General features: G+C 33.6%; 10 protein-coding genes and 2 pseudogenes. 10 read left to right on the plus strand and 2 right to left on the minus strand.

Annotation, left to right across the window (positions count from 1 at the left end):
* Positions 1-96: 96 nt before the first annotated feature.
* From pepV to ACEN31_RS06735, 9 genes are all read left to right on the plus strand, one after another.
* Entirely contained in the window at positions 97-1,509 is a 1,413-nt protein-coding gene (gene pepV, locus ACEN31_RS06695; protein WP_407108997.1) for a dipeptidase PepV, read from the plus strand.
* A gap of 1 nt (position 1,510) precedes the next feature.
* Complete coding sequence (locus tag ACEN31_RS06700; RefSeq protein ID WP_407108998.1) at positions 1,511-2,290, plus strand: TrmH family RNA methyltransferase; 780 nt, start codon at positions 1,511-1,513, stop codon at positions 2,288-2,290.
* A 109-nt stretch (positions 2,291-2,399) separates the two neighbouring features.
* A complete protein-coding gene (locus ACEN31_RS06705; RefSeq protein ID WP_407108999.1) occupies positions 2,400-2,918 on the plus strand; it encodes an HD domain-containing protein in 519 nt (172 codons plus the stop codon).
* Between the two features lie 325 nt (positions 2,919-3,243).
* Entirely contained in the window at positions 3,244-4,311 is a 1,068-nt protein-coding gene (gene pheS, locus ACEN31_RS06710) for a phenylalanine--tRNA ligase subunit alpha (RefSeq protein WP_197105245.1), read from the plus strand.
* 1 nt (position 4,312) lies between these two features.
* On the plus strand, positions 4,313-6,733 hold the full coding sequence (gene pheT, locus ACEN31_RS06715; RefSeq protein ID WP_407109000.1) for a phenylalanine--tRNA ligase subunit beta: 2,421 nt from the start codon (positions 4,313-4,315) through the stop codon (positions 6,731-6,733).
* Positions 6,734-7,130: 397 nt separating this feature from the next.
* Complete coding sequence (locus ACEN31_RS06720) at positions 7,131-8,081, plus strand: hypothetical protein (RefSeq protein WP_407109001.1); 951 nt, start codon at positions 7,131-7,133, stop codon at positions 8,079-8,081.
* A 62-nt stretch (positions 8,082-8,143) separates the two neighbouring features.
* The gene (locus ACEN31_RS06725; RefSeq protein ID WP_212746682.1) at positions 8,144-8,251 is read left to right on the plus strand and encodes a class III lanthipeptide; all 108 of its coding nucleotides are present in this window, start codon (positions 8,144-8,146) and stop codon (positions 8,249-8,251) included.
* Between the two features lie 125 nt (positions 8,252-8,376).
* On the plus strand, positions 8,377-10,947 hold the full coding sequence (lanKC, locus tag ACEN31_RS06730) for a class III lanthionine synthetase LanKC (RefSeq protein ID WP_407109002.1): 2,571 nt from the start codon (positions 8,377-8,379) through the stop codon (positions 10,945-10,947).
* On the plus strand, positions 10,944-12,557 hold the full coding sequence (locus ACEN31_RS06735; RefSeq protein ID WP_407109003.1) for an ABC transporter ATP-binding protein: 1,614 nt from the start codon (positions 10,944-10,946) through the stop codon (positions 12,555-12,557). The genes lanKC and ACEN31_RS06735 overlap by 4 nt, the downstream gene beginning before the upstream one ends.
* 408 nt (positions 12,558-12,965) lie before the next feature.
* Here ACEN31_RS06735 and ACEN31_RS06740 read toward each other — a convergent pair.
* Positions 12,966-13,148: pseudogene (locus ACEN31_RS06740) on the minus strand (transposase); the annotation flags it as partial.
* Positions 13,149-13,320: 172 nt separating this feature from the next.
* On the opposite strand from ACEN31_RS06740, the gene istA reads away from it, so the two are divergent.
* Positions 13,321-14,190, plus strand: a complete 870-nt coding sequence (istA, locus tag ACEN31_RS06745) for an IS21 family transposase (protein WP_407109004.1) — start codon at positions 13,321-13,323, stop codon at positions 14,188-14,190.
* 158 nt (positions 14,191-14,348) lie between these two features.
* Here the strand turns inward: istA and ACEN31_RS06750 are convergent.
* Positions 14,349-14,588, minus strand: a pseudogene (locus ACEN31_RS06750) (ATP-binding protein); the annotation flags it as partial.
* Positions 14,589-14,720: the final 132 nt, after the last annotated feature.

The raw sequence follows: 14,720 nt of genomic DNA on the forward strand, positions 1-14,720 counted from the left end.
TAAAATGTTCATTGTGAATAAGTTATTTAACTTTTTGCAACAAGAGATTAGTGATAGAATAGTAATAATGAAATTAGTGAAGGAGCATTATTAATAATGAAAAATATAAATTGGTTACAAGAAGTAGAATCACGTCAAGACGTCTTACTCAAAGACCTATTTCGAATTCTGGAAGTAGAATCAGTAAGAGAAGATGACTTAGCAACAGAAGAAGCACCTGTGGGACCTGGTCCAAAACGTGCTTTAGAAGAGTTTCTTGCGATGGCAAAGGAAGACGGCTTTGAAACTGAACAATTTGGACCATGGGCTGGTCACGTGAAAGTGGGCGAAGGAGACGAGCTCTTAGGTGTTCTAGGACACGTTGATGTTGTGCCTGTAGGTACTGGTTGGGATACGGATCCATTTAAACCAGAAATTATTAATAATCGTATTTACGCTCGTGGTTCAAGTGATGATAAAGGACCAACTGTGGCAGCTTACTTTGCAGTAAAATTATTACGTGAACTTGGTGTCAAATCCAATAAACGCATTCACTTAATTGTTGGAACAGATGAAGAAAGTGGATGGCAATGTATGGATTATTACTTCCAACATGCACCAATGCCAGATTTAGGCTTTTCACCAGATGCGACTTTCCCAATTATTAATGGTGAAAAAGGAAATGTATCAGCCATCTTCGATCTAAAATTAGGTGAAACACTCGAAGCAGCCAACCATTTAGTTAAATTAACTGCTGGGTTACGTGCAAATATGGTACCACAAGATGCTACAGCAATTATTCAAACAAATGATGCAGCTGACATAGCTAAAGCGTTCCAAGAGTTTATTGCTGCGTATGATGCTTTATCTGGAGACAGCAGTGTTGAAGGAGATCAATTAACATTAAACTTAGTAGGTAAAGCAGCCCACGGTTCAACACCAGAAAAAGGTGTAAATGCCGGAACTCATTTAGCGAAGTTCTTAGAAAACTATGCTTTTGATTCAAAAGGTGCTCAAGATACTATTCAATTATTAGCGCGTGAATTATTTGAAGGTTTCGATGGAAGTAACATCGGTGTGAATTACACGCATGAAGTCATGGGCGATGTGTCAATGAATGTTGGTATCATTGATTTTGATGAAGCACAAGGTGCTACCATTGATGCGAACTTCCGTTATCCAAAAGGAACAAACCCAGAAACGATTCAAGAACAAATTAATACGCATCTATTAGCCTATGATGCGACGGTGACAATGTCAGATTCGAAAGAACCTCATTATGTCCCAGGTGATGATCCATTAGTGAAAACATTACTAGATGTTTATGAGAGACAAACTGGTGAAAAAGGCGTTGAACAAACGATTGGTGGGGGAACTTACGCTCGCTTAATGCCTAGAGGAGTTGCTTACGGTGCTTTATTCCCAGATTCAATAGATACAATGCATCAAGCAAACGAATTTATTGCTTTAGAAGACTTATTCAGAGCGACTGCCATTTACGCTGAAGCAATATACGAGTTAACACGTTAATATGTCAGAGAAAGAAATTATCCGCTCGAAGCAAAACGCACAAGTTAAAGCTTGGAAAAAATTATTGACGAGCAAAGGGCGTAAGAAAAGTCAAAGTTTCTTGATAGAAGGTACCCATTTAGCTTTAGAAGCAATTGAATGGAAGGTTCCAGTAAAGCAGTGGATTATGACAGAAGACTATTATCAACAGAATAGTCAGGCATTAAACCTCTCAGAAGACACACCCATCACAGTCATTGATGGTGATATCGCAAAAGAGCTATCCGCTACTCAAACACCACAAGGCGTTTTTGCTGAAGTCGAAGCGACAGAAAAGCAATCTGAATTGGTCACGGGGACACGATATTTATTAGTAGATAAAGTGCAAGATCCTGGTAATTTAGGAACAATGATTCGTACTGCAGATGCGGCAGGTTATGATGCGATAATTATTGGTGAAGGATCTGTAGATACCTATAATGAGAAAGTCATCCGATCAACTCAAGGGTCTCTATGGCACTTACCTGTCATTGAAATGCCTTTACCTAAAGCGATTGAAGACTTAAAAGCTATGGGAGTACAAGTATTAACTACAGCCTTAAATAAAGGGGCTATCTCCTATAAAGAGACAGACCAAACAATGCCTGTAGCCATTGTAGTAGGTAATGAAGGGCAAGGTGTGAGTGAAGAAATTCAAGCGATAAGTGACCAATTAATCTTCATTCCAATGCCAGGTAACGCCGAATCATTAAATGTAGGTGTAGCAACTGGAATTTTATTATTCCATTATGTTAAAATGTAATTATTACAGTTATGTTTCATGAACTTTATGTAATATTAATATTATCTTCATACTTTATTTGAATTATTGTTGTATAATAAATTTAATCACAATATTTGGAGGAATATATTTGACTTTAAAATGGCAAAAAGATCCGGAATATTTAGCTCTCGTTGAGGATTTATTAGATAACGAGATGGTTCAAAAATTAGAAATGTACAAGCATCACCATGTAACTAACCGCTTATTACACTCATTATCGGTATCTTACCGTAGTTACCGTTGGGCTAAACGACTAAAATTGAATACAAAAGCTATTGCAAGAGCTGGACTATTGCATGATTTATTTTTCTACGACTGCGAAACAAAGCATGAAGTAGGAGGAAAAGGTCATAATTTCGAACATCCACGTATTGCATTAGAGAACGCAAAAAAACTTACAGAATTATCTGAGTTAGAATGCGACATTATATTGAAGCATATGGCTGGAGCAACACGCGACGTGCCTAAATATGCTGAAAGTTGGATTGTTACTTTAATGGATAAACACAGTTGTGTTGCAGAATTAACGACAGGAGCATTTAGCTTCATTTATCGTCATACTGTAAAAGCCATGGACGTAGCATACAATCCAAATCAAATAAATTAATCAGTTTGACTTTAATATAAAGTCTTACTATAATAAGATAATGGATGATTAAACACATAGAAGAAACTAGTAAGAACCGCCATTGACAGGGATATTTAGCATCGACTGAAACTAAATAACATAAGTCGGTCTCTTACGTTCAATTTCGGAGTGGATCTGTAAAGAATTCTTGTTAGAATTTGAAAAAGATACCTAAAGCCTAGGTTACCGGCGTAAGAGCTTAGTTAAATATTATTTAACTAAGAATTAGGGTGGTACCACGGTAGCGCGTCCCTTTTTAGGGGCGTGCTTTTTTTATGTATTCATTTAAAAAAAGGAGAAAAACATGACATCAACTATTGAACAATTAAAGTCATCGATTGAAGCTTTAGCGCAAGATGCTGCTAAAGAAATTCAAGCGAGTGACTCAACAAATGAACTTCAATCAATTCGAGTAAAATTTACTGGTAAAAAAGGTGAATTAACTCAATATACGAAAGAAATGCGTCATTTATCTAACGAAGAAAAGCCAGAATTAGGTAAAGCGATTCAAAATTTCCATACAATCTTCAATGAAGCCTTTGAGAAACAAACGGAATTCATTAAAGCGAAAGAGTTAGAACAACAATTAGCGAATGAAACCATTGATGTGACATTACCAGGTTACGCTCAACCATACGGCACACGTCATATCTTAACTCAAACATTAGAAGAAATTGAAGATTTCTTTTTAGGGATGGGTTATCAAGTTGTCGAAGGTCCAGAAGTGGAATTAGACTCTTATAACTTTGAGCGTATGAACTTACCTAAGAACCATCCAGCACGTGATATGCAAGATACTTTCTATGTAGATGATGAAGTCCTATTACGTACACATACGTCACCGGTACAAGCACGTACGATGGAAGTCCATAATTTTGAAGAAGATGGACCATTAAAAATGATCAGTCCAGGTAAAGTATTCCGTCGCGATAGTGACGATGCAACGCATTCACACCAATTCCAACAAGTGGAAGGCTTAGTGATTGCTGAAGATATCACTTTGGCTGATTTAAAAGGGACATTATTACTATTAGTTCAAAGATTATTTGGTGAAGAACGTGAAATTCGTCTTCGTCCAAGCTTCTTCCCCTTTACAGAACCCTCAGTAGAGGTTGATGTGAGTTGCTTTAAGTGTGGTGGAGAAGGTTGTTCGGTATGTAAACAAACAGGCTGGATTGAAATTTTAGGTGCTGGGATTGTTCACCCGCGCGTTCTAGAAATGTCTGGTATTGATGTTGAGAAATATAGTGGCTTTGCGTTCGGTTTAGGAATTGAACGTGTCGCAATGCTTAAATATAACATCGACGATATTCGTCATTTCTATCAAAATGATTTAAGATTCTTAAAACAATTTAAAGGAGGTCAAAACTAATATGTTAATTTCACTCGAATGGTTAAGTGACTTCCTAGACCTAACAGATATTTCAGGCTTAGAATTAGCTGAACGTATGTCAAGAACAGGGATTGAAGTTGAGTCCGTTGAAAATATTGGTAAAGATTTAAATAATATTGTTGTCGGTGAAGTCGTAGAACTTGCGCCACATCAAGATAGTGATCACTTAAATGTGACACAAGTCAATGTAGGAAGTAGCGATTTAAGTCAAATCGTCTGTGGAGCTCCAAACATTAAACAAGGTCAAAAAGTGATTGTTGCCTTACCAGGTGCAGTCTTACCTGGCGGAATGGAAATATTAGAAAGTACATTACGGGGCGTAGATTCAAAAGGTATGATTTGTTCCTTACAAGAGCTCGGCTTTAGTGACAGTGTGGTTGCTAAAGAGTATGCCAAAGGGATCTTTGTCTTACCTGAAGATGCACCAGTAGGCGAAGACATTGTGTCATATATGAAATTAGATGACGATGTCATTGAATTAGATATTACACCTAACCGTGCTGATGCATTAAGTATGTATGGAACAGCTTACGAAGTGGGAGCGATTTACGATCAAAAACCTCAATTTAATTTAATTGAAGCACACGATTTTGTTCAAGATTCAAAATTAGGGCAAGTTCAAATTGACGTTGAAAGTCCAGAATTATCAAAAGCTTACCAAATTCGTTTAATTGAGAACGTTGAAGTAAAAGCGAGTCCACTATGGGTTCAACTTCGTTTAATGAAAGCTGGAATTCGTCCGGTGAATAATATCGTTGATACAACGAATTATTTCTTATTATTATACGGACAACCGATGCATGCGTTTGATTTTGATCAATTAGATTCAAAAACAATTAAAGTAAAATCAGCAGCTGATGGAGATACATTAACAACTCTTGACGGTGTTGAAAGAACATTAGAACCAACAGATACAGTTATTGCTTCTGGGGACCAACCTATTGCTCTGGCTGGTGTTATGGGTGGTTTAGATACGGAAGTTACGAACAAAACTAAGAATGTCTTATTAGAGACAGCCGTATTTGATTCACAACGTGTTCGTTCAACATCGAAGAAATTTGCTTTACGTTCTGAATCAAGTGCTCGCTTTGAAAAAGGAATCAACGTAAGTAAATTAAATGAGTCAGGCGAACAAGCAGCTTTATTAATGGCTCAATTATCAGGTGGTCAAATCGCTGATGGTGTCAAAGAGTTTAATCAACTTAACACAGACAACGTTCAAATTAGCGTTCATAATAATTCTCCAGAGAAGAAATTAGGTATTTCTTTAACGAAAGACGACATCATTAAAATTATTGATCGTTTAGGCTTTGAAGTTGAGTTTAATGAAGAAGCGTTTATCGTTGATGTTCCAGCAAGACGTTGGGATATTTCAATTGAAGCGGATATCTTGGAAGAAATTGCTCGTATCTATGGTTATGATAATATTCCAACAACATTACCGACAACACCGAGTCAACCAGGGCGTTTAACTCAAAAACAACAATTAATTCGTAAAACACGTACCGTAGCTGAAGGCTTAGGCTTAAACCAAGCCATTACGTATGTCTTAACATCTAAAGAACATGCAAGTTTATTAAAATCAGACGCGCATTCTTTAGTAGAGTTAGAATTGCCAATGAGTGAAGAACGTACGGTTCTAAGACAAAGCATGTTCCCAGCTTTAATGGAAATTGCACAATATAACCAAGCACGTCAAAATAAAGATTTAGCTTTCTATGAAGCAGGACGTGTCTTCTTTGGACAAGGTACACATGTTCAACCTAAAGAAGAAGAACGCTTAGCGATTCTACTTTCTGGTGAATATAAAGGATCTCAATGGTATGAAAGTAAAAAGAATTATGACTTCTACGTACTAAAAGGTATGTTAGAAACATACTTTGAAAGCTTACGAGTTGCTTCAGAAATTGAATTTAAACCGACATCAGAGATTGATGTGATGCATCCAGGTCGAACAGCGATCGTTTCATTAGCGGGTGAAGATATTGGATTTATGGGACAAATTCATCCATTAGTGGCGGAAGAATTTGACTTAAATCAAGCAACATTCTTCGCTGAGATTGAATTAGATAAATTAGTTGCTTATCCAACAGCTGATTTAGTTCAAACTCCAATTGCTAAATACCCATCAACGTCACGTGACTTAGCTTTATTAGTTGATGATACGTTACTGCATCATGAATTAAATTCAACGATCGCAGAAAATGGAGGGCAGTACTTAGTTTCAATTGAGCTATTTGACCGTTATGTTGGAGAGAACATTCCAGAAGGTAAGCAATCATTGGCTTATCATATGACTTTCCAAAATCCAAATGAAACATTAAAAGACGAAGATATCGAAAAAGTAATGACTAACATTACGGATGCTTTGAAAGAAATAGAAGGCCTAGAAATTAGATAATGATATAAAAACAGCATTTATTTTTATAAGTGCTGTTTTTGTAATATTCTTTCACTTTTTATGTATATTCTCCAAAAAAATATGTCATAATCTTCATAAAATGCTTAATCGCATATAAAAGATTTATGCAAAATATTATACAATAATAGGTGTATATACTAATAAATATAGACGGTTATAAAAATATTGAAATTAATTAAAAGCAACATTCCGCATTGTGTCAATAAAGTTACGAATATGAATAGTTTATTGAAAATATATTAAAGCGCTTATATCAATATGTTATAAGGACTTTATGTTGAGGTATATCATTTGTAAAAAATAAAAATAATGATTATGATGGGTACAACATAAATATTTTATTTCTTTTTATTTATGATTATAAGGAGGATTAATTATGAAAAAACAATTGAAAAAATTAATTTTAGGAACATTAAGTGCAGGTTTAGTTTTATCATTAGCACCCGCAACTATTTTTGCAAGTGAGACTACTGAGACAAGCGAAGAAACTGAAGAGGTAGCATCAGAAGAGACAGAAGAATCTACTGAAGAAACTGAATCAACTGAGGAAACTTCAGAAGAGTCTACAGAAGATACTGAAGCAACAGAAGGTGAAGAAGATTTAACACCAAGTGCAGACAATCCTTACACAGAAACTGAAATTACAGAATTAATCAGGCCTACTGAAGAATGGGATCCAAACTTAGTATTAGAAAGAGCAGACTTAGAAGCAGGTTATCAAGAAGTATTAGATACAGCGAAAGAACGCTCAACGAATGGTGAAGTGAATTTAACGTTTGATGAAGTAGTAGAAATTATGGGTGACGATCCAACATCTGTATCTGAATCAGATAATGGAGAAATCTTTAGATATGTTTCAATTGAAGACGACATCGTACAAGTTGTTCGTTTCCAAACATATATTAACTCTGAAGATAATGGACCAGAATTAACAAACATTGAATACCAATACAAGACAGCTAAAATGTTTGAACGCTTAGAAACTACCATTGAAGATTTACAAACTTTATTCAATGAAGGTGACTTAGCAGCATTTACTGATATGTTTGGCCAACCAGAAGTAGTAACAACATCACTATTCCCTGAACGCTATACTGAAGCATTATTATGGTCAGTTGTTGGGAATGAAGACGTTGAAGTTGGAGAAATTGCAGCAGTTGAAGTTCAAACTGAAAATGATGAGTTAACAAACTTAGCATACTATGAACAAGAAGAAGAAGCTTCTACTGAATCAGATGATTCAGCAACAGAAGACGATTCAGCAGCTGAAACTTCAGAAGAAGAATCAACTGAAGAAGAGACAACTGAAGAAGAAAGTGCAGAATAATAAAATTGTATCAAACTAACTCCAATTAGCTTGTAACAAATTAATACGAGGAGGTGAGAACCATGGAACAGGTATTAGAATTGCAAAAACTGGATTTAGATAATAATGTTTCACCCATGAGCAGTAGTAATAGTAATAATTGTGGAGATATAATTATCATTACTGATTAATGATGACAATCAAAAGATAAAAAGTTCTCCTACAAAAAATATAGGAGAACTTTTTATCTATTATTAACTGTTTCAATAAATCAAGGAGCTATAAGAACGAATAAAAATTGAAAGCAGGAAATTATATGTCTAGAACTAAAAGCATTTACAATGAGATTTTAGCAAGCAAATATAATAATATAGATATACTATCTAAATCTGTAGATAAAATACTAGATGATCAATGGAATTTCTATGAGAAAGATATTTTTATTAATTGTAATTTTTCAGTCAATGAAATACCTGATCAAGGGTGGAAAATCCATGTATCTTGTACTTTAAAAAATGCATTGGATATATTGAATATTGTTACAGAAACATTAAAAAAGGAAAAAGTGAATTTTAAATATGTAAAAAATACTGAACTATTAAATATAATGTATAAAAAGAATTTCTCAAGAGTGGGTGCTGGGAAGTTTATTACTATTTACCCGAATAATGAAGAACAATTTATAGAGTTACTTGAAATACTTTATTTTAAATTAAAAGATTTTGAAGGGCCATATGTATTAAGTGATAGGAGATATAAAGATTGTGCCGTTTTATATTATAGGTATGGAGGCTTTAAAGAAATAATCAGATATGATGATGAAGGAAAAAAAGAATACTTAATATTAGATAGCGACAATGAATATATTATAGATAACAGATTGGCATATTATTCTCCTCCAAAAGGTCAGGATGAAATCATATCTTATAAGGCTAGCAATGAACAAGAAAGCCCTAATGATTATGTTTTTAAAAAAGCTCTAAAATTTTCAAGTTTGGGTGGGGTGTATTTAGCTGAGGATATTAATGGAGAAAATGTGATTATAAAAGAAGCGCGCCCCTATATTAACTATTTTCCAAATGGCATTATGGGGACTGATCGACTAAAATCAGAATATAATCTGTTGAGTTTTTTCTCTAAGCATACTAATGTTCCTAAAGCTCTTGATTTTTATAAACAGTGGGAGCATTATTTTTTAGTTGAAGAATTTATTGATGGTAAAACACTCTACAATTTTTACATGGATGAAACACCAATTCTAGATGTTGACTTTAATGGAAAAAAATGGAATGAATATTTAATAAAAATTTGTGATATATTTATACAGATAACAGACATATTAGAATGTATCCATGATTATGGATACATATATGGAGACTTATCTCCAAACAATGTAATGATTACTGAAGACCATAAAGTTTATTTGATTGATCTTGAGAGTAGTATAAATATAAATGAAATTAATTTAGCATCACAAACGTTTGAATATACAGAAGAAATTACTAGTAATAATTTCTTCCAGTCAGATATCTATTCCATTGGACTTCTTTTATTAAGTTGTCTGATTAACCGAAACCGCTTGTACTTATTAGATGAAAGCAAAATAGAGGATGTTATACAGCAACTCTTTTCAAATTATACTTTTCCTATTGAATTGAAAGAATTAATTTATAGTTTAATTGATGCGGACCATGCTAATCGACCATCGACTAAAGAGATAAAAGAAAACCTATCTGAAATAAAGGAAATTCTTAATGAGTTGGAAATAAATGTAATTGAAAACAATACCTCTTTAAAGAAAAAAATTGATGAAGTAAAATACTCAGTAAAACCTTTATTAAATGGGATAAATAGTTATAGAGAAAAATCATTGTCAGATGTATATTCTACTTCAGATATTATTGATAACCTTTACAATTTTAGTAATGGTCTTTTAGGTATTGCTTACACAAAATTTAAAATGAATGAAGTAAGTAGTAACGATATGCAAGATATTGAAACTGTCATTAGTGAGAGTAAGTATTGCCCTGAAGGTTTATACACCGGAAGAAGTGGCATTGCTTGGAAGCTATCAGAAATGGGCTTTTTAAAAGATGCAGAAAAAATTTTCCCTTCTACAGTAACTGAAAGTTCAAATTTATCTTTATACTCTGGTTTAGCAGGAATTGGATTAGCTAATATATATTTTTATAATAAAACCGGAAAAAGACATTATAAGAAAAATTCAATTAAAATCGCTGATTATATTATAAGAAATATAGATTTATGTTCTGATATAGGCTTTAAAAAAGGAAGAACAGGAATTTCATTATTTCTTTTAGAGATATATAAGGTCACAAACTATGAAAAGTATTTATATATGGGTGAGTTTTTTCTAGAGTATGATATGGAGTATATATACCATCATAAGTCTGGTGCGTTACTTCTCTCTACTGAAGCTGATAGTAATGATTTTTTGTCGCCATATTTTATTGATGGAAGCGCGGGTATCTTAACAGTTCTTGCGAGATATTATAAAGTTACAGGAAAAGAAGACTATAAGGAACAGTGTAGAAGAATTGCAGATACTTTATTGATAAAACATCATACCTCTCCTTCTCTATTCAGAGGTTTAGCAGGGATTGCTAATGCATTATATGACTGCTACTTATTTTTAAATGAGGCTAGTTATTATGAAGAATCGGTAAATCTTTTACGGGAATGTTTACGTTATGCTGTGAAAAATAATAATAAGTGGGAATTACCCAATCGAACTTTAAATTATCTTTGTTTTGATATAGCAGAAGGATCTGCTGGAGTGTTATTAATTATTGATCGAATTATAAATAATAGAAAAATAAATCCTTTATTTTTTATAGACAATACCGAGGAGCGGATAGTACTGTGAAAATTTTTAGAAAACACCCTATTTATTTAATAATTATTTTGAATTTAACGGTTTGTTCTTCTGCTTCAAGTGTTTATGCAGGTTATTCTCTTGGGTTACTATATGAGAGCTTAGAACAAACTTCGTTTCAACTGTTGTTTCGAAATAGTTTCTTCATTATTTCTATTTGGATATTGTCAATTGCTATTAATTATATACTAGATTGTATGATTGCATACACTCTAAAAGTTATTAATGTTGATATAAGGAAGACTTACACCCATGATATTTCAAATTTAAAGTACAGAGATTATACTAGAAATAATACAGGGTATTATATATCTAGGCTGACTAATGACATTGAACGTTTTGATGAGAGTGCTTTACTAAGCATTTTTTCATTAATGGGGAATATGCTAAAAATGCTATTTTCGTTCATAGCAATAACATCGATGCATTCATACTTAGCCTATTTTACAATAGCATCAACCTTTATAATGCTTATAATTCCGAATATAACAAAACCAATAATTGGAAAATATTCAAATAATGTGTCAAACCGACAAGAAGCTTTTGTAGGAATTTTAAATGAAACATTCTCCAATTATATCGTTTTTAAAACCAATAATTTAATGAAAAAATTTAGAGATAGAATAAACAATGAATCTAATAATTTAGAGCAAGATAAGTTGAAATTTCAGTTTATAAAAGACTTAATTATGAGAATAAATTCGGCAATTAATATTCTATTTCAAATTGGAACTTTGATGTTTACAGTCTATTTAGTCATAAATAATGCCGTTTATCCAGGAGCAATTCTATCAATAGCTAATTTAGTAGGAGTTTTCTTTAGCTCTTCTTTAGGAGTTTTTAATGATATTGTGACGTACAATTCTTCTAAACCAATAACAAATAAATTATCTGAATTTGATTGGCTAAATGAACAAGATTATAACACAGCCTCAGTAGCCTTGACCGATCAAATACAAAGTATTAAATCTGGAAAATTATCTTTTAATTATGATGAAAACATGAGTATATTTAATGATATTAATTTAACTTTTGAATTTCCTAATAAATATGTAATCATTGGAGAAAGTGGTTCTGGTAAATCTACTTTATTGAAATGTATTGCAGGTCTCTATGAAAGTTATAGTGGAAAAATATTTTATAATAACTTTCCCTTAAAAGAATTAAATTTACCTGATGTATGGAATCAAGTTGTTTATTTAGATCAAACATCAACCCTATTCACGGGAACAATTAAAGAAAACCTTACTTTAGGAGAAGAATACAGTGAGGAAGAGATCATAGAAGTTTTAGAGAGAGTTAACGCTTACAATTTTGTTTATAGTAATGACGAAGGACTCGATTATATGGTCACAGAGGGGGGGAAAAATTTTTCAGGAGGACAAAAGCAACGACTTGCCATAGCGAGAGGACTATTGAGGAAACCTAGAATTTTATTAATTGATGAAGCAACCTCAGCATTAGATGAACGCAATAAAAAACTGATTGAATCAACTATATTACAAGATCCAGAATTAATGGTTATCATGATTTCACATAATATAAATCAGGACACTGAAGCATACATTGATAAGATAATTCAGCTTGATGATATACAATAATAATTTACAAAGGAATAATTATTGTTAGTTTTCTTTTTAGTGCCATCTTTACTAATAAAATGGCCAGCTGTTTATCAAATATTAAATTGTCTGAATAAAAAAAGTAAAATCAAAACCAATTCAATTTATAATGAGGAAAGTTTTGATTTTATTTTTTTAAAGCTTGAGCTAGTTAATCACGGGAACAGGTTGAGATGTGCTTTTTTCATGTCTTCTGCTCCAAAAGAGCTTCATTATTTGGTTAATGCTTTGGAAAGTGCCATAAAGATACATCGAATAGCTAGCTAAAGTACAGCGTGACAATACCTCAATAACATTATTATATTGGGGCTGGGAATTAAGTCGCCCTAAATAATAAAAATGCGATGAACCAATCAGAATTCTGATTGGTTCATCGCATTTTATATTTTTGATTGAAGAACTCCGAGAAGCTTCTGCTTGTCTTCTTGCTTCGATTGCTAATTTTGTTAAATTCATGCTCATAAGCATGATACCTATATCATTATGTACTTCTTGTTTACCTCTCACATGCGCTCTGCGCATACCAAATACACCTTTCATGCGACCAAAAACGGTCTCTATGTTAATCTTTGACTACCGCCAGCGAAATGTACCAGCGTTGCCAAGTTTTGTACCACCCTTTGCCATGAAATGTACCAGTCATTGCCAACCTGTTTACCACTTATTAACTTCTGTATAATTAATGTGCATGCCTACGGCATTTAAGCCTAAAGCATGACATTTATTATATGGAGGTTTTTTTATGTTCCAATATAGGAAAGTATTGGAGATGAGGTCTGATGGTTTTTCTCTTCGAAGTATTCGTGCAGCTACTGGTCACTCAAGACAAAAAATAACGGAAGTCATTCGACTTGCGGAAAAAAAGGAGGTGACACTGCCGTTAACAGATGAGATGACAGATAAATGGCTAGAAGAGTTTTTGTATCCTGAAAAGACGATGGAAGGATCAGGTTACCGACCGATTGACTTTGAATACATTCACAAAGAGTTGGGAAAGAAGAATGTCACTTTAACACTGCTTCATCATGAATATGAAGTGCAGTGTCGAGCAGAAAACGCTATTCCCTATGCCTATCGCAGTTTCATTCGTCATTATAGAAAATATGCAGAAAAACATAAGGCAACGATGCGAATCAAACGAAGGCCAGGAGAAATTTTAGAAGTCGACTGGGCTGGATCTACCGGCACTTTAATTGACCGAGATACTGGTGAGAAGGTGAAAGTCTATGTATTCGTAGCGACATTTCCTAGTAGTCAATTGTCCTACGTTGAAGGTTTTTTATCAATGAACTTAACGTCTTGGATCACAGCCCATAGACATGCTTACGACTATTTTGGGGGTGTGAGTGAAGTTCTAGTCCCTGACAACTTAAAAACAGGGGTTCAGGAAAATACGCGAAAGCAATTAGTACTAAACTCTACTTATAAAGATATGGCGAATCATTACGGCACATTCGTGATGCCAGCTCGAGTAAAATATCCAAAGGATAAAGCTTCAGTAGAAGGGTCTGTACGCACAATCTCGACTTGGATTATCGCTGCCATGAGGCACACTCAATGCTTCACTTTAAAGGAATGGAATGTGAGTATTGCGGACGTTTTTTACCAGTAGTGCGGTTCTTTTTACCACTCTTTGCGGGAAGATTTACCAATGTCTGCGGAATAGTTTACCAGTAATAATTAAATGACCCCATTTCTACTCAACTTTTGAGTAGAAATGGGGTCAACATATTATAAATCTATTGGCTATGTCGTAAAAAGACCATTGGTCTAGTTATCTTGATTTAAACCTAGCTTTTCACGCATCGAAATATCTCCATCTATAAGTACATCATAAGAATTATGTATAATTCGATCAAGGATAGCTTCTGCTAAAGTACCGTCTCCTAGTTTCTCATACCAACCCGGAAAGTCGAACTGGGAACAGTAAATATTCGACTTCTGCGCTTCATAACGAGCGTTGATAATTTCCAGGAGTAATGTGGATTCTTCACTTGTGAGCTCATATAAGAGCCATTCATCTTATGAAAAGTTAAATATTATGTAAAGTAAGGCGCTGAAACTCTAATTTCAACGCCTTTTGAAGTAAGTTTCTTTTCATAATAAAGAGTCTTAATTCTCATATTTTTAACTCTAAATAAA

The sequence above is a fragment of the Ruoffia sp. FAM 26255 genome, from assembly GCF_045528525.1.
In the GTDB taxonomy this organism is placed as follows: Bacteria; Bacillota; Bacilli; order Lactobacillales; family Aerococcaceae; genus Ruoffia; species Ruoffia tabacinasalis.